At 47.8% G+C, this 21100-nt stretch carries 10 protein-coding genes; 1 reads left to right on the forward strand and 9 read right to left on the reverse strand.

Going from position 1 to position 21100, the window contains the following annotated elements; all coding sequences use genetic code 11:
• Positions 1–337 precede the first annotated feature (337 nt).
• From FJM74_RS16635 to FJM74_RS16660, 6 genes are all read right to left on the reverse strand, one after another.
• Positions 338–4234, reverse strand: coding sequence for an RICIN domain-containing protein (locus FJM74_RS16635; protein WP_187263765.1), 3897 nt, complete (start codon positions 4232–4234; stop codon positions 338–340).
• 620 nt (positions 4235–4854) lie between these two features.
• Complete coding sequence (locus FJM74_RS16640; RefSeq protein ID WP_187263766.1) at positions 4855–6639, reverse strand: endo-dextranase; 1785 nt, start codon at positions 6637–6639, stop codon at positions 4855–4857.
• 193 nt (positions 6640–6832) lie between these two features.
• Positions 6833–8287: a SusF/SusE family outer membrane protein gene (locus FJM74_RS16645; protein ID WP_187263767.1), complete on the reverse strand. Its 1455-nt coding sequence runs from the start codon at positions 8285–8287 to the stop codon at positions 6833–6835.
• A gap of 29 nt (positions 8288–8316) precedes the next feature.
• On the reverse strand, positions 8317–9831 hold the full coding sequence (locus FJM74_RS16650; protein WP_187263768.1) for a RagB/SusD family nutrient uptake outer membrane protein: 1515 nt from the start codon (positions 9829–9831) through the stop codon (positions 8317–8319).
• A gap of 17 nt (positions 9832–9848) precedes the next feature.
• Complete coding sequence (locus tag FJM74_RS16655; protein WP_187263769.1) at positions 9849–12920, reverse strand: SusC/RagA family TonB-linked outer membrane protein; 3072 nt, start codon at positions 12918–12920, stop codon at positions 9849–9851.
• A gap of 682 nt (positions 12921–13602) precedes the next feature.
• A complete protein-coding gene (locus FJM74_RS16660; RefSeq protein WP_187263770.1) occupies positions 13603–15045 on the reverse strand; it encodes a DUF6377 domain-containing protein in 1443 nt (480 codons plus the stop codon).
• 760 nt (positions 15046–15805) lie between these two features.
• Here FJM74_RS16660 and FJM74_RS16665 point away from each other — a divergent pair.
• On the forward strand, positions 15806–16276 hold the full coding sequence (locus tag FJM74_RS16665) for a JAB domain-containing protein (protein WP_187263771.1): 471 nt from the start codon (positions 15806–15808) through the stop codon (positions 16274–16276).
• Positions 16277–16729: 453 nt separating this feature from the next.
• Here FJM74_RS16665 and FJM74_RS16670 read toward each other — a convergent pair whose 3' ends face one another.
• The 3 genes from FJM74_RS16670 to FJM74_RS16680 form a co-directional block, all read right to left on the reverse strand.
• Positions 16730–18214, reverse strand: coding sequence for a class I SAM-dependent DNA methyltransferase (locus FJM74_RS16670; protein ID WP_187263772.1), 1485 nt, complete (start codon positions 18212–18214; stop codon positions 16730–16732).
• A gap of 105 nt (positions 18215–18319) precedes the next feature.
• Positions 18320–19870, reverse strand: a complete 1551-nt coding sequence (locus FJM74_RS16675) for an RNA-binding domain-containing protein (RefSeq protein ID WP_187263773.1) — start codon at positions 19868–19870, stop codon at positions 18320–18322.
• 219 nt (positions 19871–20089) lie between these two features.
• Positions 20090–21100: a hypothetical protein gene (locus tag FJM74_RS16680; RefSeq protein WP_187263774.1), complete on the reverse strand. Its 1011-nt coding sequence runs from the start codon at positions 21098–21100 to the stop codon at positions 20090–20092.

Here is a 21100-nt window from a genome sequence, read left to right on the forward strand (position 1 = left end):
TGTTGGCAGTACTTCCTGGTAATACACTGAAATTGTACTAGATTTCCCATAAGTTATTTTTAAAGGTGAATGGATAAGAAAAATGTTACTGTTACATAATAAGCGAATGGCTAAAAGGTTGAAGATGAATTTGCTTAGGGTGAAGAAATACCTTACTGGCATAGGGGTTCCAGGGTGACGAGCAGTAATTTTTCGTCACCCTGATATCTTATTAATGGTTAGGAGGAAGCAGGATAATTAAAAGAGAAGGTGCGTAAAACACCCATTTTAGCTGCTGCTATAGCCGGAGTAGCTATGGTAGCAGATAGGTAGAGCAGCAAGCTGGATTTGCCAAGACCTATTCCTTAATAAGTTTATGAACGGCACCTTTATCACCACTTTTTACATGAACGAGATACAGTCCAGTTTGCCACTTGTCGGTGCTGATGTCGATGGTATCCCCTGCTTCAGCAAAGGCTTTATAAATCAGTTTGCCAACGGAGCTGTAGACTGCCACATCAGTGGTTCCTGCTGTATCTCTGCCGATACACAGCTTCACAAAGTCACGGGACGGGTTGGGATAGATGATAGTGGACAACTGCTCTGCTGATACGGCCTGTGCTACTACACTTGTTTGGATAATCGGCTGCAGTGAAAACTGTTGGTGAGTGGTAGCAGTATAGTAGGACTGGCTTATGGTTGCGCCATTGTCCTGTGAGGCACTGTATATGTCCAGCACTTTGCCGCTGTTCCGGTTTTCGATGCTGAAGTAGCCGTCGCCTGTCGCCACAAAGCGCCACTCCTGGCTTGGGAAATTAGAAAAGCGCTCCCATTGGTGGATAGCGGCACCTTCCTCCTGTGAACCGCCAGCCACGTCAATGGCTTTGCCGCTGTGCAGGTTGGTGAGGGTGTAGTAATCGTCGCCGACTGCCGTTATGCGCCATTGCTGGCTGTTACCCCCGAAGAAGCCCCACTGATGCACCAGGGCACCGTTCTCTGAAGAACCTCCCACTACATCCAGCGCTTTGCCGCTGTGGCGGGCGGTGATGGCATAAACGCTTTCGGTAACGACATTCTCCCGCACCAGGGCATACGCCAGCGTTTGCTCATCAAAAGTGATGGTATAGGTACCAGTGTGTTTGATGCTGAACGAAATATTGGCGCCTCCGCCTGTGGTTAAACTTGCGCTTCCTGTTAAGCCGGAGGCATTGCCCCAGTCGTTGCCAGACCAGTTGCTGGTGTTAACAAACTTAAGCTGCTGGTCTCCCGCTTCTATGGTAATACCGGTTACTTTCCAGATGCCGCTTTCCATCGTCATGGAAGTATTGCCCGGCGACCAGCCGTTGAAGCTGCCTCCCAAATACATAGCATCAGATGTTTCTGCGGCATCTACACGAACCAGCTGCCATTGCTGGCTTTCTGCGCCGGTATATGCTGTCTGCTTCACAGCCCCTCCATTTTCAGGAGCTGCCCTGAATACATCGAGTACTTTACCGCTCTGGCGGTTCCGAAAGCTGACATAACCGTCGCTGGTACTTGCAATACTCCATTGCTGGCTGGGCAGGTAGTAGTTCTCCCATTGGTGTACTACTGCGCCTTCGTCCAAGGAGCTGCCTGCTACGTCAATTACTCTCTGGCTGTGCTGCGCTGTGATGGCATAAAATCCGTTGTTCAGATATTCAATTTTCCATTGCTGACTGGCCAGCTCATAATCATCCCACTGGTGCAGCTTCGCGCCGTTTTCTGTAGAACCTCCCACAACATCCAGTGCTTTTCCGCTATGGCGGGCTAACAATTTATACACACCCCCCGATACAATAGCTGGGTTGGGAACGGCCAGCATAAAAGTGGTCGACACCACTGGTGATGTTACTTTGCCAGCCGCTACAGCTATTGCTTTTATTGTCGTGGTAGAGGCTACTATGATAGGACCATCATATACCGGAGAAGAAGTGGTAGGAACTGTGCCGTTCGTTGTGTAATGGATAACAGCTCCCGGTGTTGCCGTTGAAAGGGAAACAGTCTGCTCTTCTTGATAAGTACCTCCTCCAATACTGTAAACCGGTACCGCAGCAGCATTCGCGGCATGGCCTATCGTTACCTGGTCAAAGGTAGCAGCGCCAAGCGTGCCGTTTAGGTGCGAGGTAAATGCCATGCCTGCCTGTACCGTGGCACCCATAGCAACCGTCACCGGCATACCTGCCTGTACCCAGCCGATGCCATCCACAGAACGGAAGGCGGTTAGCTGGTTACCTACCCGCTGCAGCCTCAGCCAGACAGGTGCTCCTCCCGAAAAAAGTAAGCCGCTGGTGCCGCCCCCTGTTTCGGACCTGTTCTGGAAGATAGCCCCGTTAGCAGGCGTTAAGGCAATGAAAGCATTCTTAGAATTCGCGTCCAGCTTCTCCCGAATCATCAGACCCGCTTTTGCCCAGTCATGCGATTCGGACATAGCAGCTACTCTGGCAGTGATGGTGGCGTCCCCTTCAATAGTTTGGTAAACAAACTGGAAACTGTCTGCAGCTCCTTCTATATCCTCACCAGAACCGGTATTGGTAAAAGCACCATCTGCAAAGAAAGCTGAACCCACAGCATTTACACCACCAATAGCAGCACTTTGCCAGGGAGCAGGAAGCGGCCCCGGAAGGTTGATGTTATAGGTAGCCGCCACGACAGGTGAATCTTTCAAAGGCTTTTTCGTTGCCATGGCCTTGACGGTGGTTGTTTTGGATATGGTAAAAGGCCCGGTATACAAAGTAGAAGCAGTTGTAGGCGCTGTCCCATCAAGTGTGTAGAAGATTTTGGCACCATCGGTTGCAGAGGCCAGCGTAACGTTTTGTGGCGATGCAAAAATTCCGCTTGCCTGGCCGAATGCAGGTGCATTTACTTGGGTAGGCTTGCTTTTGGAAATCCTGACGATAACGCAGCCTCTTGGCGGCACCGTTACGCTATACGACAGCATCTGCCCGATATCTTCGTGGCGCCACAAGTCCCGCACATAAGCATCGCCTTTAAGTCCCAGTTCGGCATTAAAGACAATGCTCCTGGTTCTTTGGGTGTTCTCGCGGTTAAAGAAACCCACTATCCAGTCACCGTTGGATAGTTGCCCTTTCCAAGTCTGGCTTCGTTCATCGGTCGGGTCGTTGGTGAGGGGTTTGCCTACAAAACCGTCATGGTTGAGGGCCAGCAATTCCTTGTTTTGGTACAGCCACAAATCCCTGCCTATAGTATTATATTGGTCAGATATGGTTACGGGGCCGCCGGAGATAAGGCAAGCAGAGATGACACTTTTCTTTTCGTCGTCGTTGGCAAAGGTGTTCAGCCGGAGAAAGTCCGCATCCAGAATCATTTTGTTGCGGCCTGCTATATGTGACCAGTAGGTCATGCCGTCCACCGCATTGGCGTATTGCGACCAGCCTGCACGCCTGATGCCGCGGGCATTTTCGTTCCATTTCCACCAGCCGCCGTCGCCGGTATCTTCATTAATCCTGACCATGTGGCCATACTTGGTTTCCAGAGCAGCTTCGTCGTACAGGTGTGGCATCACGAGGCTTAGGAACATGCCGTTGGCGTCACAGGCTTCCCGCATCCATCGCAGGGCAGTTTCATAGTGCTCCCGCGGCCTTTTTGGCCCCACCCGCTGGTTCATGTTCTGGTCATGACCGGTTTCGTACCAGGAGAGAAAATCTACCCGGAAATATTTGATACCCATGTCAGCGTAGTGCTGCACATAGCCCTTCACATACTCTTCCGCTCCCGGACGGTCTACCTGCACCCAAGTAAACCAAAGGGTTTCTTCATTGTAATCGATGATGCTCGAAAGAGGAATATCAGTGCCTTTAATTTTAACTCCGGCTGCGGCGGCATCTTTGTTTATCCAGAGCGGGTTGCCGTACATGCCCAGTGTCATGCCCCGCTGCTGCAGGTGGCCGGACCACCAGGCGTAGTCGTGCTCCCAGTGCCTGGAGTGGGTAGTGCGGTAGCCATATTGATTGTACTGCGACACATCGCCCCAGCCATCAATACAAATCATCTTATAGCCCAGGTCTTTGAGATTCGCATCTACCCAATTAATGTTGGCCAGCCACTCTTCTTCCGATATGTAATTATCCTGCACATGCTGCGTCTCCTTCACATAGTTGTTTTCATACACACTCCAATAGAGCGGTGCCTTGTACGGGTTGTGCTGCGCCAGGATTTCAAAGGAAAGCAGCCAAAGCAGCAGCCAGGAAAAAAGCAAAAGGTAACTCTTTTTCATATGGTGGTATTAAGTATAGAATGGAAAGAAATATCAGGCTGGAACCTACAGGCAAAACCTTACAGCCTGTGATACTGAGACTTATCTGCCACGTAACCTGCTAAAACGCCAATTTTACTAACGCACGATTGTTAGTATTCAAATTTGCAAGGCATCAGCAGCAACATCAATTTATATTATTAAAATATAGATAATTCACCTTCTAACCCATAATAAACCCATTGAATTTCAGTCGATTATACATAAAATAACATCAACTAAATATTGATCAGTTATCAAGGGTTTTGTGGCTGACAAGGAGACAAAATAACAGTTTTCAGGTGAAGCAGAGGCTGTGGTGACAGGTGCAGCAAATGTTTTTATGTCAATCCACAACGCCTCTATTTGCTAATTTTGTTTTGCTGTACCTGTCACCACAGCCATTGTTGCACTTCAATGGTTGTAAAGTGAGCATGATTGTGTACACTCCGGATGGCATAAAAACAAAGCATCCACCAGGCTTTGGGCAAGACCGATGGATGCTTAATGTAGTGTGCTAAAAAAGAAAGTAGTACTACTTCTGGATTAAGATGTATTCAAATGAAAAAATTGAGATTCAGATACCCTTTTATTCTGGTTGGTTAATACTCTACTACAACCATGCTCCAATAATTGAGTTCGGGTAGCGTGAAGCTTACCTGGTTGCCGTTCTGAGTAAAGTTAATTGTACGCGAGGCACCTCCAATGATATCGGGCGTTGCTGTCCAAATCTTCTTAACGGTACCGGTGGCTGTTAAAGAAAGTTTCGCGTCTTTAACCTGAATAGGGGCTGTCTGGATGCCGTTGTTATCGCGCCAGTTCTGCGTTTTGGAGTTGTTGAAATTAATCAGGTGAATGACTTGGTTATCGCCTACCCTTCTGCCAAAGGTAGCTACCGAACCGGTGGCAGCGGGCCAAGCAGCCGGTTTCAGTTTGTTGTCGAGAGAATTAATCGTAACAGTATTGAGGGTGCCGCCATCGCGCAGAAGGTTCTGGTACCCTACAAGGAAGTCATAGTATTCCTGCAGGGCGGTTTTCAGGTCCTGCTTCATCTCCAGGTTACTGTGCGGGAAATATTCCTTTGACAGCATGTGCTCGCCCAGCTCCAGGTGTGCGCCGCCATGTGCAAAGATGACAGCATTGGTCATCAGCACCGAGGCGGTATTGAACACACCCTGATTGTTCGACAGGTCATAGTTCATGTAGGCAGCCAGTACCGAGTTTTTGGTGTTGTTGCTGAGCGAGTTGTTCTGCTTGATGATGTTGGCTAAGTCGTTGTAGGTATCGAATGGCCCCCATACTTCGGAATACAGAAAATCGGACGCTGACTCGGCGATCCCCTGCTGGCCATATTGGTTCACAGCATTAAGCACTGCATATTTACCTGGCGTATCTGCTTTTACAGCATTGATGAATGGTTTATAAGTTTGGGCCAGACTGAAAGCTATGCCGTTGTGTTTATACGTCACACCCCGGTCACCCAACTGGTCCATGTGGAAACCGTCGAAATCCAGGTGTTGGTATACTTTTTTATTCTGATTAATCAGGTACTGCTGCCAGCCGGTATTGGATGGATCTACCAGGTAAATATTGCTCAGGAATGGCGGCGTAGGGAGCGGGTGAAAATCACGGTTGGTGCGGGTATTGTCTTTATAGATAAACCATTCCCGGTTTACCCCATCTGCTTCGGCATTGTCCCATACTCCGTAAATCAGGTTGTATTGCATGGCTTTCATATTAAAGCTGTGCGCACTGTTGATGTACTTCTCAACGGTGCTGAAATAAATATCCCGGTTGATGATGTCTTTCCAGCTGTTTGCAGGGGTTCCGCCTACTACGGGTAGCGGCTCATGGTGTTCATGGTGCCAGTCGTAAAACTGAATTCCGTTTATGTGGTGCCTGTTCAAATTCGCCATAACAGCATTCACCTGTTCATCGCTTAACTGCGGAAACTTGGATAAAAAGCCATAACGCGGAAACTTTGTCCATTCAGACGACACATCCACTGCCGTCGTGGCCAGAAGTGTCTCCGTATTGCTACCTAGGCTGTAAATCTCGACTATGTAGCCTCTGAAGTCGGGAGCAGGCGCTTTCCAGGTCCAGGTATTAGAAGCTAACGCTTCTTCGCCTACAACCTGGTTCAGGTACTTGTACCGCACCCTGGCGCCAGCGGGCAGTTGCGCGACATTGATAGTGAAGGTAACGTTATCGTTGGGATTATAGATTGCTTTATCGGTTGCAATAGTTAAGTTGTTATAAGCAGGTGTCGCGGGATTGGAAGGAGCTTCCGTTGGTGTAGGAGTAGCATTCTTGTTATCATCCTTGCAACCAGCACCTGCGCCAACAAGAAGTAGGAAAAAGTAAAAACAAAGGAACCTCAATTTCATGTTTGAAAAAGTTTATTCCAGCCTCCGCGTTTGTCCAGAGGCCGGAATTATTTTAAATCTAAAGATAATTATTGTTTTCTGTACCTGCCCGATGGCTTATTCGCTTCTCAGAAATTTCATAACCAAGATGTACAAAGGGCAAACAACACAAAAAACATAAGCAAAAAAAGAGTAGGGCTCATAATCCTGCAACTTACTGTCTAACAATGGAGACAGACTTCGCAGCCAGGTCAACAGAAACTATATAATTTCCGGCGGTGGCACCCGTTACGCGCCATTTGTTATCCGCACCTTCGCAACCTGACCTGAAAACAAAGTTCGTATTGGTAATAGGCTGGTTTTCAGCAGCGGCATTAATCCATAGGCCATCGCACCAGTCGCCTTTGAACAATGAAAATTTAAATTCACCAGCCTGAAGAGGCCCAGTGTAGGTGTACACACTACCGCTTTTGCTCATGGGTTCAGGCACCGCTATATCCCATCCGTTAGGGCCGGCGTCACCGATCATATAGACATCTACCGGAGCGAAGACGATGGTCATTGTCTGCAGGTTCAGGGTTATTTTATAGACACCTGCTTGTGCTATTCTCCATTTGTTGTCCGGCTCGCCAGCTGAGAGCTGAACAGCTGTACTGGTGATGGGGGCATTTTCTACAGTTGGCCTGTAGAAAGGGGTGCCCCAGTCTTTGGCAGTAGCTATTTTGAGCTCACCGGCATTCAAATAATCCAGATAGGTGAACACGAACGGATCGGAATCGCTCTGTGTCATTTCGTCGGCATTATCTAAGTCCCAACCTTTTGGCGTGGCATCGCCCACAATCCACAGCTCCGAGTAAGCAGGTCCGGCCCCTTCCGTTATAGAAATAGTATGATCTAACAGGTTCACGGAGATGGAGTAAACGCCGCTTTGTTCTATTCTGAATTTTTCGTCCGGTTCGCTGTCAGAAGTACGTAATACCAGCTGGGAATCGGAAGCCCCTTTATTATACGATGGTAAGAAGCTGCCCAGTGTGGTAATGAATTTAAACTCCCCTTCATTCAGCCTGCCTTGCCAGGTAAACCGGCCGGGGCCTGCACTGCTCAAGGTCATAGGAGTGGCATTGTCGGTACTCCAACTGTTTGGCGTCGCATCGCCTATCAAAAACAAAGTAGTGGTAACTGGTTGGTAAGGCGTAACTCGAATAACGGTGGTGGTGGAGTCTGAATAATCTGTTCCCAACACCTTGGTTACCACTTTTGCCTCAACAGCTGCCTCCACTCCGGGAACCAGGTTTACCTGAGAAAGCAACAGGCTATTTAACTCCTGCATACTGTACTTTTTCTCAAAACTGGATCTCCCCATATCCACCATTACCGCATCCTGAAAATTATTGCCCTGCTTATCCAGATACAACTTATAGGTGATGCCGGAGCTGGTGCCATAGTTAGACCCGCTTGTCCAGGAAAAAGCAATTGCTTCACTGGCTGCCAGTGCCTCCTGCAGCACCACCTCCTCTTTGCTGGTACTCAGCTCCAGAGGCTTGTTCAGTGCCATGTCGAACTCCTCGTAAATATCTTTTTCGCAGGAGGAGGCAAAAACCGACACCAGGAGCAGGAGCGCCCCTACATACCAGGGCGCTTTCGTAGTATTGTTTAAAACGTGTTTCATTTCTGTAAATGCTTTTGTTTAGCCCTTGATTAATAGCCTGTATTTTGAACCAGATTTTGGTTGGCATCTATTTCCTGTTGCGGAATAGGTAACACCATGTGCCTGGCGGCGGCATTGGTTTTGCCTAAAGAGTGCAGGTAAGGCACAAAATACTGGCCGTTGTCGTAGCGAATAATGTCAAACCAGTGCTGCCCTTCAAAAGCCAGTTCCAGGCGGCGCTCTTTTCTGATTGCGGTTCTTAAAGCACTTTGGCTAAGCCCGGAGATAGCTGGCAAACCTGCTCTTAACCGAACCCGGTTCAGGGGCCCTCCACTATGGATGCTGCTGGCCGGGGCCTGCGCCTCATTGGTTCGGCCTAACTCGTTCAGCGCTTCGGCCTGCATGAGCAGCACATCGGCGTAGCGGAGCACCGTGAAGTTGGCCGGGTTGGTGTTGTATTCCGGAGAGATCGACTTTGGTACCAAAAACTTGCGCAGGTTGTAACCCGTCATGGAATAAGACCTCTTGTACTCCTGCCCGTCGAAGGTTGGACCGCCTTCGTATAAGATGGTTTTGTCTTTCCGGAGATCTCCTGTTTCGTACTGATTCACGAATTCCTGCGTTGGCTGGTTCCAGCCGTAGCCACCGGCTACCATGCCAGAGTTCCGTGGCCCTGTAAAGGTGCTCACCCAAGAAGCCATCTGCTCATTGCCTCCAAAGAAATCTGCAGTGTTCACTTTCCCAACATACTGCACCTCGAACAGCGACTCAGGCCCGTTTTCTGTTAAAGGATTAAAGTTGTCGCTGTAGTCCTCGTTTAAGGTATAGCCCAGCGCAGTCACCTGCTCGCATAACTCCACGGTCTTCTGGTAATTTCCTAAGGTCAGGTATACTTTTGCCAGCATACCGGCAGCCGCTCCTTTAGAAGCACGCCCAACATCAGCGTCGGAATAGGTTTCCTTTGGGGGCAGCAACTCCATCGCCTCTGTCAGGTCCTGCACAATTTGGTTGTACACCTGTTCTTTAGGCGTACGGGCAGGATACAGGTACTCATTCGTAGGTGTATCAGGAGCATCTGTAATTAAAGGAACATCCCCAAAAGCCCTCACCAGGATAAAATAATACAAGCCACGTAAGAATTTAGCCTCGCCAAGTATCCTATTTTTCAGGTTTTCCTCCATCTCGATACCGGGCACATATTTCAGCACCACATTCGCCCGCAGAATACCGGGCGAGGGGCCTCTCCATAAGTCGAGGGCTGCCTCGTTGGCTGTGGTGTGCACAAAGTTCGAGACATCCTGCGTGCCGATACCATCGGTACCTCCACCGGCACCCACTATGCTGTTACCGGCCCATATATCAGAACCCCAGATCTGGAAGTTGTACAGCTTTGGCCATTGCAAAGGCTGGTAAGCGCCATTAATGGCCGCAATGGCATCTGTCTGGGTCTGGTAAAAGTTCTGTGGGTTAATGGTATCTAAAGGAGTTCTGTCCAGGTAACTTTCACAGCTGTTCAGGCTGCTTACGAGCAAGAGGGCAGCCGTATATTTTAATATTGATTTCATATCAGTAGATGTTAAGATTAAAAGCCAACGTTGATGCCTGCACTCAATGTTCTGGATAGTGGGTACACGCTCAGGTCCACGCCACTCACGCCTACCTCCGGATCAAATCCGGTGTAATTGGTAAAGGTGAACAGGTTTTGTCCGGATACATAGATTCTGGCGGAGCTTATTTTGGCCCGGCCGATGATGCTTTGCGGCAGTGTATACCCCAGGGTCACGTTCTTCACTCTCAGGTAAGAGCCATCTTCCACAAAGCGGGTCGATACTCTGGTGTTTTTGTTCGGATCGTTAAAAACAGCACGAGGCATGGAATTGCTGGGATTTGTTTCTGTCCAGCGGCTGAGCACGGCAGTTGTCTGGTTCTGCGCCACGGCCATGCCTTCCTGGAATACTCTGTTAGCATTAAAGATATCGTTGCCCTGCACACCTTGCAGGAAGACCGTAAAATCGAAGCCTTTCCAGGCAAAGGTGTTGTTCATGGCAAACGTGAACCGCGGGTTCGGATTTCCGATATAAGACCGGTCAGAGTCGTTGATGACCCCATCGTTGTTGATGTCCAGGAATTTCGCATCGCCGGGCGCGGTGCTGTTAAAAAGATCGGCTCCCTGTTGCTGCAGCGCATAGTTGTTCACCTCTTCCTGATTCTGGAAAATGCCGTTCATGATAAAGCCATAAAAAGAGTTGATAGGATAGCCGTTCTTCTGGCGCAGCACCTGGCCATAGCCGCCGTACAAAGGCACATCACCGTTCAGGTTCAGGATTTCATTCTCGTTTACGGAGAAGTTCATATTGGTGCTCCACTCCAATGGGCCCGTAGTATTGTGCGAGGTAACTGCAAACTCCAGACCCCTGTTACGCACTTTACCAAAGTTGATGCTTGGCACGAATATGTCTGAATATCCTGTAGTAACCGGCACGTTCATAGGCACCAGCATATCGTTCGTATTCTTGATATAGCCATCTACAGTCACGCTGATCCGGCCATTTAAGAAAGCAGCATCTAACCCGATATTTGATTGCTCCACCTCTTCCCAGCGAACATTGGCATTTGGCAGCACCACCGGCACAACAGAGTTCACCACAGTGTTGTTGAAGGTAGCCTGCCCTACGGTGAGCCTGGAGGCGTAGGCATAGTTGCCTATGTTCTGGTTACCCGTAACACCGTAGCCGGCCCGGAGCGATAGATCACTCAGCCAATTAACTTCTCCGAAGAAGTCTTCTTCTGAGATTCGCCACTTAGCAGAGGCCGATGGGAAGGTACCCCACCTGTTGTTGGCTCCGAAACGGCTGCTGCCATCGCGGCGCAGGTTTGCTGTGAGCAGGTATCTGTCGTTATAGTTGTAGTTCACCCGTCCCAGGAAAGAGAACAAGGCCCAGTCGCTGGCGTTTCCGCCTGAAGGAAGATCGATGGTGCCGTTATCCAACTGCTGGGCAGCATCGCTTATAAAGTCCTGGCGCGAGGCGTTGATCTGGTCGTAGCGGTTATCCTGGGCGCTGGTACCGGCCAGTACGGTAAGGTGGTGGTTTCCGAAGCTGGCATCGTAAGTCAGGTAATTATCCCAGAGTTTGGTGATGCTCTTGTTGTGCTGCTGGAACAAGGTGCTGAATTCATTGGCTATCGGCTTCCAGGCATATTTTGGGGACCAGTTCCGGCTATCCCAGAAAGCGGCCTGTATGCCTACCGTTGTTTTAAAAGTCAGCTGGGGCAGAATGGTAAACTCACCGCTGATGTTGCCCAGCACATTGTACCCTAAGGTGGTGTTGCTGTTCTCCAGTGCCTGCCCTACTGGATTACGCACATCGCCAAACCAGCTGCTCTGCCCTTCCGGACCAGACCAGGTGCCATCAGGGTTGCGGAGCGGCTGCACCGGCAGTGCAGCCATGGCATTACGGATGTCGATAGCGCCGCTTGTTTTTTTATCGTGGCTTAACAGCAGGTTGTTCGACAGCTTGAACCAGTTGATAAACTTGTTGTCGCTGTTCAGGGTTAAGGTATAGCGTTTGTAGCCGTTGTTGATCACGATACCGTCCTGGTCAGTGTAAGTGCCCGAAGCATAGAAATTTGATTTCTCGGTGCCGCCCGCGTAAGAAACGGAGTAGTTCTGCTGTGGGGCCGACCTAAAATACTCACCCAGCCAATCGGTGTTGGTAGTGATCGTAGCCGGATCGGCATAAGCGGGATTTTGCAACTGCCCGTTGTTGGCCATTATCTCGTTATGAAGTTCAGCAAACTGGGCAGAGTTCAGCATATCCACCATATTAGTGGCCTGCTGCACGGCAGTATAAGCTCTAAACTCCAGCCGGCCTTTGCCCTCAACGCCCCTCTTAGTCGTAATCAGCACCACACCTGCGGCACCTCTTGATCCATAGATTGCTGCCGCAGAAGCATCTTTCAGAATGTCCATAGTCTCGATGTCATCGGGGTTGATGGCATTTAGGGGAAGATCGGTGGGCACTCCGTCGATCACCACCAGCGGGTTACTGTCGTTGATGGTACTCGTACCTCTTACCCGGATGGTCGCGTTGCTGCCTGGGGCACCGGAGGTGGTTACCTGCACGCCTGCAGCACGGCCCTGCAGCGCCTGGCCCGCATCCGGCACCGGTAGCGACCGCACATCATCCATCTTAACAGAGGCGACAGAACCCGTTACATCACGTTTGCTCTGAGTTCCGTAACCAACCACGACCACTTCATCCAGAAGCTTGGAATCTGAAGCCAGGGTTGCATTAATAATAGCCTGGTTTCCTATCGGAACTTCCTGTGTTATGTAACCTACGTAAGAGAACACTAATGTCGCATTTTCCTGTCCGGCCGGTACAGTTAAGCTGTATTTCCCCTCGAGGTCTGTCGCACTACCAACAGTTGTGCCTTTTACCATAACTGTAACTCCGGGCAAACCGGCACCTGTGTTGTCTTTCACTTCTCCGCTAACAGTGCGTTCGCTTTGTGCCAGTACTGGCATGGTGAGGAGAAGAAGCACAACCATCAACGAAGCTAGTCCATACCATTTGGTACTGGTCAGCTCCGGTTTTGAGAGAAACGTACAAAACGCTTCCCGCGGCAGCCAAACTAATAAAATTTTCTTCATAAGTAATGAGATCTTGAGGGATTAAACTTTTTAATTAAAGGCTATAGGATTCGCTATCGCAGTTAACTAACAATTGTTAACATTACAAATTTGTATTGCTCTGCAACCAACATCAATTAATACATGAATAATATAGAAAATAAAGGCTCTAAACAAAATATAACTACCTGATTATAAGAAACATACAACAAGAGGCTACTTATTAAAATATAACCCAAATATTGAGCTTAAGAGGAACAAAAATCAGCAAAAAACAACCTACCAAATGCCTTTAAAATCACTGTTATAACAATAGTGAATTTTAGGCTTCAATGCTGTATAATATGGCAAGCTTAGAACTGTAGTGGGAATGGTGACAAGTGCTGATTGGGAATTACGCAGTTGACATATATGCTAAAAAGAAGATAACATAGTGTACTGAGTGTATGTGCCTGAGCCTAAAGATTCACCATTTTGGACCGTATTCAAGAACCAATATGCTAATCCTTAAATCGGAATTATATTTTATAGAATAGTAAGCAAGAGACGAAGAAGTGGTGGCTGGTTTTAAGTTAGGCTAGTCCCGGTTTTGGGTGGGGCTGACGAATATTTTGAAAGCGTCAGATGGTACTAACTCCTACTAATTCAGAAAATGTCAGGAGTAGTATTTACTCTTTCCCTTGGCAAGCAACAGAAATAATTACTAAAACGCCTTTATCTCCATTATTTTGCGCTCAAAATTCTCGTTAGGCAAGAGGGACCTCTTCTTTACTTTGGATTTGTAGGTATAAATCGTATTAACAGAATACTCTAGAATCCGGGCAATTTGCTCATGATCGGTAATGCCTATCCGGATAAGGGCAAATATGCGTTGCTCTATCGTCAAGGACTGCTCATCCTTGGGTATGAACTGGTCTTCTTCTTTAAAAAAGGAGTTGAAGGATGGCACAAAATTAGGGAAGAGCTTAAGGAAAATTTTGTCAAAGCTCAGGTACAGGGCCTCCCGCTCCTTTTTCAGGTTCAACGACTTCATCACATGATTTATCTCATCGTACTTCTTGGCTATTACTTTTTTATCGAGGGCCTTTTTGAACTTCTCCATCTTGTCAATGTACTCCGAGTACATATTAAAGGAATAGCCTATATACTCTTCTTTTATCCGGTTGGCTTCAAACAGGCTCTCGTTCACTTCCTGCAGTTTGGTGTTGGCTTCTGTTACCGTTCGTTTGGCCACCCGCAACTGCTTGAGCTGTCTGAATATTATAAAAGCAAAGACTAACACCAGCACTGATAGCAGCGTCACCACGACGGCATAAACAACCAAGCGGCCCCGTTGCCCTTCTACTGTCGTCAGACGTTCTCCCTCAATCACGGGCAAGATGGCCGCCACCTGTATCTTGCGCTGCTTTGCACCATAATAGGTAGCATCTTCCTGGGCCTGTTTAATGTAGTCGTAGGCTCTGCCTTCATCTCCGTTATTATAGAGGAATTCCGCCAGTGTCATCAGAGCAACTCCTTCTTTTACAGATGCCTTTATGTCAGCTATAGCGGCTCTTGCCATCATCTCGATGGCTTTGTCGGTATGCCCCTGCTTGTAGTAGTAGTTGCCTAATGAGTTGGCAGCCATGGCGTATTGGTTCAGTGAAGGGTTGAATTTGTTCAGAATTGTCTGAAAATCTGCCCTGGCTTTTTCAGGTTGGACGGCAATCTCATGCTTCATCCCACGGAGCGCGTAAAACCAGAGAGTATTTGTATCTAAGAGAGCAAGTGCAGAGTCCACATATCTTTCGCCGGTATTGTTGTAGCGGGGGGTATAATAGGAATCTTGGGTGTAGCCGGAAAGGTCATAGTAAGCTCTGGCGGTGAGAGCATAGTAATCTATTTTGATGCTATCAGGCATCTGGTTTGGATTTACAGTGTGCAGCGAATCCAGTGCCTCCTTATACATGCCCGAAGAGAGCAGTGTGTGGCTTAGCTTCAGTTTAGCATAGGTTTCCCGTACCGGATCACTTAGCTGGCGGGCGGTTTTCTGGAGGTTAAGTGCATAAGTAAAAGCAGAATCGTATTGGAACGTTCTGTATTCGTTATAGAGTTTATTATAGATACTGAACTGCTGCTGAAGAGAGATGTCTCCTACATTCTTCATTACTTTCTTCAGCTCCTCTAACCTTTCCTTCTTTTGCTCTATAAATCTGTGCCTGCTATTGATGGTGCTACTAAGCTCATTCAGGAGACTGTCGGCTTTTGGAGAAGCTAAGACTACTGTACTAAAAAGCAGGAACAGTAAAGCAATAAATATACCCTTATAAGTCATAATGGTTAATTCAGATAATATACTTAAATCTTTTCAAGATACTTCTCCTTCAGCTCATCTCAAAGTTTGCCAGGGAACTAATCCATGCAAAATTTTTAAGCTATTTAATAAAACATTCCAACTACAACAACAGGTGTAGGTACAGTCGTGTGTGATGTTCTTTGGCTAATTAAATTGAGGCTGAAATTGCTGATTCTTCTGAAATTTTCTTTGCTGTGGGCTCCCAAGTTAGCCTTATATTGAATATAAAAAATTACTCTAATTACTTAGCTGCTAAGGTCTCGGGCATTCTCTGTATTCCAAAGTCTTCTATCCTATACAATACATATAGCCAAAACAAGTCGCTACATAAATACTTATTTAAACAACTAAAATTATCTACTATGAAGATATTCAAATGCAAAAGTCCATAGGCATTCATTCTGCTGCAAAGGTAGCCTGCCGTCCGGACACGGGACAAGGTAGTACGAAAAAAGGGGGATCCCTGAAGGGAAGCCCTCCGCATTTTTTTCGTCTCCACCTTGCCCTTAGTCCGTCCGCCAGGCAGGGAGGGCACCATAATCAATTCCTCAAACCTAAAAAGAACAAGATTATGGAAAAGCTAACTAAAAAATCCGGACTGAACAGAGTGGCAGAAATCAAGCTGACTTACCGCTCCAAAGTGAAACCGTCTGAGCGCCCGCAGGTAACCTGCTCCACCGACTGTGCCGAGGTCCTCCGCCAAAGCTGGGACACCGGCAAGATTGAGTTTGTGGAGCAGTTCAAGGTGATGCTGCTCAACAGGGCCAACCGGGTGCTGGGCATCTATGAGCTTTCCACCGGGGGCGTGGCCGGCACGGTGGCAGATCCCAAGCTTATCTTCGCTGCGGCTCTCAAAGCCTGCGCCAGCTCCATCGTCCTCTGCCACAACCACCCCTCCGGCAACACCAAGCCCAGTGCGGCCGACCTGCAGCTGACAAAGAAAATGAAGCAGGGCGGGGAGCTGCTCGACATTGTCGTACTAGACCACATCATCCTCACCAGCGAAACCTACTACTCCATGGCAGACGAAGGGCTCTTGTAGCCTTTTTTTGTTCATAGAAGGATGGATCCCGAACATGCTACTCTGAATAATCCAGAGCGACTTACGCCACAATAGCAATGAGAGCAGCTAGTTAACCCATGTTCTCCAATGATGACCAAAAGTTCAGCAGCAGCAAAAGAAAACACTTCCGGAAGAGCTTTTTGATTAGAATAATTGAGAAGGCATCCCTCTCCCCTACTCAACCTGGAAATACTCATACAGACAGGTCGCAACCTGTCCTATCGTTCCCGAACAAGATTTCCCGAAAAAATTCATTTGGAATAGCTTTCCCGTTACCAGAACTACTAAAACAAAAATAAAAGGGCCCTGCCTCCCCAGGCAAGGCCCCGCCCCCACAATCAAACAAGCTAAATTGTACTGAGCAGCAATGGTCTCCGGCTATAGCAGGACTTCTCAAAGACCTTTACCAATCATCTAGACTTTTCATTCCCTTTACTTTTCCAGGGCTACTAATATTGTCCGGAAGCTCTCCAGCCCCGCCTCCAGGTTCTCGATAATGTCCTCGGCCAGCACGTCCGGGTCGGGGAGGTTATCGAGGTCGGCTAAGGATTTGTCTTTGAGCCAGGTAATGTCGAGGCTGGTTTTGTCCCGGGCCACGATTTCCTCGTAGGTGAATTTGCGCCAGCGGCCTTCGGGGTTGCTTTCGGCATTATAGATTTCGGTTCGCTTGTGACGGTTCTGCGGGTTGTAGAGCGTGATGAACTCGCGCAGGTCTTCGAGCTTGAGCGGGTTCTTTTTTAGGGTGTGGTGGATGTTGGTGCGGTAATCGTACACCCAGATTTCTTTTGTCCAGGGGGCCTTGCTGCTGGGTTTGTTGTCGAAGAACACCACGTTGGCTTTCACACCCTGGGCGTAGAAGATGCCGGTGGGCAGGCGCAGGATGGTGTGCACCTCCGTTGTTTCCAGCAGTTTTTTACGCACGGTTTCGCCGGCACCGCCTTCAAAGAGCACGTTATCGGGGAGTACGACTGCGGCCTGGCCTGTGGTTTTGAGCATGCTGCGGATGTGCTGCACAAAGTTGAGCTGCTTGTTGCTGGTGGTGGCCCAGAAGTCCTGGCGGTTGTAGGTGAGGTCTTCCTTTTCCTGTTCGCCTTCGGCATTGGTAAAGGTCTGGCTGCTTTTCTTGCCGAAGGGCGGGTTGGCCAGCACGTAGTCGTGCAGCATACCGGACGGGGCAATGAGGGCATCGGCAGGAGAAATAAAGTTGTCGCTGTCGATGTCGCCGATGTTGTGCAGGAACAGGTTCATGAGCGCCAGGCGACGGGTGCTGGCCACGATTTCGTTGCCGAAGAAAGTGTTGTACTTCAGGAAAGCTCGCTCTTCTTTATCCAGCTGGTGGTGCTCCACCAGGTAATCGTAGGCTGCCAGGAAGAAGCCGCCGGTACCGCAGGCGGGGTCGGCGATGGTGCGCATAGGCTGCGGGTTTACGCATTCCACCATGGCTTTGATTAGAGGGCGCGGCGTGAAGTACTGACCGGCACCGCTCTTGGTGTCTTCGGCGTTTTTCTCCAGCAGGCCTTCGTAAATGTCACCTTTGTCTTTCACGCCCATCAGCAGCCAGTTCTCGTTGTCGATCATGCTGATGATCTTGGAGAGCTTGGCGGGGTCCTGAATTTTGTTCTGGCTCTTGGTGAAGATTTGCCCGAGGATGCCTTTCTCCTTGCCCAGCTCCTGGAGCAGGATGGTGTAATGCGCTTCGAGTTCGGCCCCCTTCAGGTCTACGAGGCTTTGCCAGTTGTATTCCAGCGGAATAGGCATCTGGCGGTTGTAAGGCGGCCGGGTATATTCGTCGGCCATTTTCAGGAACAGCAGGTAGGTAAGCTGCTCCAGGTAATCGCCATAGCCCACGCCGTCGTCGCGGAGGGTGTTGCAGAAGGCCCAGACTTTACTTACTATAGCGGAGTTATTATTGCTCATTTTTGTTAAATTGGATAGTTTAATAATGCCGCAAGTTTAGCGTTAGCGTAAATGTGGCTTTTTATGAGGCCAGTTTGTAACTGGCGGTATGAAAGAAATTTCAGGCTAAGATTTTCTTATTCTAGCTAAAGCAGTATCTGTTAAAAAGTATTTGCCTGTTTTGGCTGGCCCTTTAAACTCTATCATGCCTGCCACTTTTAGAATTTTAAGGTAGCGCTGAACAGTTGCTCGTGCTCTGCCCACTCTTGCTGTTATCAAGGTAAAAGGTACGCCCGACTTGTCGTTTGCCAACAAGGCTATAATTTTATTTAATGCATCGTAAGGAATATCTTTTAAACTGTCGAGTTCGCCTCTATTTACAGCATCATTTACAGCATCATTTACAGCATCATTTACAGCATCATTTACAGCATCATTTACAGCATCATTGCCATTTACTGCGCCACTTTCTGAATTTACACCCTCACTTATACCGCCAACAGGTTGTGCCTCTACCGGAATAGTCATTTTAAACACATCGCCTTCTTCAAATACAGGTGCTTTGCCGGGTGTGTAGTGCGGCAGGTATTTGTTTACGTTCAGGATGCCGGAGCCTAGTTCATCTACATGGCCCAACTGGGTGAAGAACTTGGCGATGACGGGATTTTTGGAAAAAGGACTAAAGTTTTCCGGGAGCAAACGGCCGTAGGTGTGAGGGCGGTTCGCGTTTTCGGTTACGACCTTGTCGGCATATATAACCAAACGGGCCGGATAGCCGCTGGTAAACTCCCGGTGCACCAGCAAGTTTGCCACCACTTCCCGGAATATTTTACTGCGCAGGCTGATGCGCACGGCTCCTTCCAGGAAAAACTTATCGGGCAGGTGTTTGGCTATGAAATCCATCAGCTGCTCATAGGCTTCGATAAGGTTGGTTTGCACGTACAGGCGGTCGTCGTAGCGGTCCAGGTTCTGGCGGCGGAGGAGCGCATCGGTTTTGTAGTGCGGCAGCACGCTCAGGATAACTTCGTCCTGGCCCAGCAGCAGAGCGGCGGCCAGGGTGTAGCCTTCCAGACCGGTTTGCGCATCGCGGCGGTAGAGCCCGGCTTTACGGAGCAGCTGCTCATCGTCGAGGGAGAGCCAGGGGTGGTTGTAGTCGCGGCTGCGGATCAGGTTCCGGATTTTGGGGAACAGCTCCGGCTTGAAATCGGAGAAGCGCAGGGCGGCGTAGATGGTGTTTTCGGAATAGCTGGCGCTTTTGCGGGTGTAGAGCTCGGCAATGGCAGTGTGGTTGGTAAGTTTGTAGTCGCCGTCTTCGCTGCGGTCGTACACTACGCCTTTGCTTTTATGCACCTGCGAGCTTTCCGGCACCTGAATATGGATGAGCTGTTTGCCTTCGACTTCTGTTACCTGCGGCAGCAGGATAAAAGGCGGATCGAGCTTCTGCGTGTTGTTCGAAAGGTTCACGATTTCTTTTACCAGCTGCGCCACCCGGACTTCGTTTACGCCTAGCACCGTGCCATCGTCGGCAACGCCTAACAAAATATCGCCGCCGGCCCGGTTCAGGAAAGCACATACCGTTTCGAAAAGGGTAGCGGGGAGTTCAGAAACTGCTTCCTTAAACTCCAGCCGCAAACCCTCGCGTTGTTGTAGCAGGTGGTTAATCCGGGGTGAGGTCATTGGATTGTAGTGGCTATTGCCTATTTGTTGGGCTTCAATTACTAAGTGTTGCAGAAGGAACAGATTTTGATTTAGATGAAAGAATTGTTGCTCATCTTCTTCTTTTCCGGAAATATCCGGAAGTCTCAATCATTTTAAAACCTCTGTTTAAATGCCCAAAACAAATACTTCTGCTTCTTAAATTCTATTTCTGGAAAAAAGCGGAAGTAATTTAATAGGTTAGCCATGAATCAAGGTTTGTATAAAATTCTTTACCGTATGTAAATTTATCTGTAAAGCTCTTGTTAAGATATTCCCTATGATAGCAGTTGACAAAGCAAACAAAATAGCGTAACCGAGATACCTTGAAAGTTGACTATCCTCAAATCTGAATTTGATCAAAGCATTGAAATCCTCAATAAATTGATCTCTGTCTCTTTCTTCTTTTGAAGTCTTTGTTTTTAAATGGTAAGCTAACGAATTATTATATTCATAATTTGCTGTTTGTAGATATGTTTCCCATGTATCTTTTTCTAAAAGCCTGACGCTATTTAATTTTATATCTGATAATATATAATCGTCAGTAATATTCCGCATTATAAATAAATGGATAAGGGAAATATTAAATTTAACCCCATTATTTTCGATGTGCTCAAGTAAGGACAGATTTAGATCTCTTGTATCATTAATTCTAAGATCGATCAACTCAATGCTTGACGATATACTTTCAAAAAAAGAATTCTTTGGTCTAAAAATGTGACTAAAGTTTTTTACAAGATCAGTCTTGATCCTGATTCTATAATAGGTGTCAACTCCATGAAAACATGTAAAAGGTATTTTTACAATGGTTCCTTCGTAATCATGTATTGGTTTACAATCAGACCTAATATCCAGTGAGTAAATGTAAAATTGAGTTTCCCCATCATGAATCACTTCAAAGTGCTTTTTATTTCCAACTGTATTTGAGCTATAATTTTCATTAAATACTGCCGTTAATAATTTTGCATTTTTTAGATTAGCTCCTAAATCATCAATTGTTGTACTGAGGTCTAATATTTCTTCTGGTAGATAAAAGCATAATTTTTGAACATTAACCCCGTTCTTAACTCTTATTCCAATATCTAAAAAGTAATCTAATTCATTATTACTTTCGCCTTTAACTTTCCAATGATTTAAATGAAGCTGTAGTTCAGCTTTATTTTCTGAATTAAGCTTGTTTATTGGTTCATACCAGAAAGCTAAAGATTTCAT

It is taken from the genome of Pontibacter beigongshangensis, from assembly GCF_014332515.1.
In the GTDB taxonomy this organism is placed as follows: Bacteria; Bacteroidota; Bacteroidia; order Cytophagales; family Hymenobacteraceae; genus Pontibacter; species Pontibacter beigongshangensis.

What these genes read in the sequence shown, in the direction of transcription:
- FJM74_RS16635 (WP_187263765.1), bottom strand. Translation starts at nt 4,234, where the DNA reads ATGAAAAAGAGTTACCTTTTGCTTTTTTCCTGGCTGCTGCTTTGGCTG.
- FJM74_RS16640 (WP_187263766.1), bottom strand. Translation starts at nt 6,639, where the DNA reads ATGAAATTGAGGTTCCTTTGTTTTTACTTTTTCCTACTTCTTGTTGGC.
- FJM74_RS16645 (WP_187263767.1), bottom strand. Translation starts at nt 8,287, where the DNA reads ATGAAACACGTTTTAAACAATACTACGAAAGCGCCCTGGTATGTAGGG.
- FJM74_RS16650 (WP_187263768.1), bottom strand. Translation starts at nt 9,831, where the DNA reads ATGAAATCAATATTAAAATATACGGCTGCCCTCTTGCTCGTAAGCAGC.
- FJM74_RS16655 (WP_187263769.1), bottom strand. Translation starts at nt 12,920, where the DNA reads ATGAAGAAAATTTTATTAGTTTGGCTGCCGCGGGAAGCGTTTTGTACG.
- FJM74_RS16660 (WP_187263770.1), bottom strand. Translation starts at nt 15,045, where the DNA reads ATGAAGAATGTAGGAGACATCTCTCTTCAGCAGCAGTTCAGTATCTAT.
- FJM74_RS16665 (WP_187263771.1), top strand. Translation starts at nt 15,806, where the DNA reads ATGGAAAAGCTAACTAAAAAATCCGGACTGAACAGAGTGGCAGAAATC.
- FJM74_RS16670 (WP_187263772.1), bottom strand. Translation starts at nt 18,214, where the DNA reads ATGAGCAATAATAACTCCGCTATAGTAAGTAAAGTCTGGGCCTTCTGC.
- FJM74_RS16675 (WP_187263773.1), bottom strand. Translation starts at nt 19,870, where the DNA reads ATGACCTCACCCCGGATTAACCACCTGCTACAACAACGCGAGGGTTTG.
- FJM74_RS16680 (WP_187263774.1), bottom strand. Translation starts at nt 21,100, where the DNA reads ATGAAATCTTTAGCTTTCTGGTATGAACCAATAAACAAGCTTAATTCA.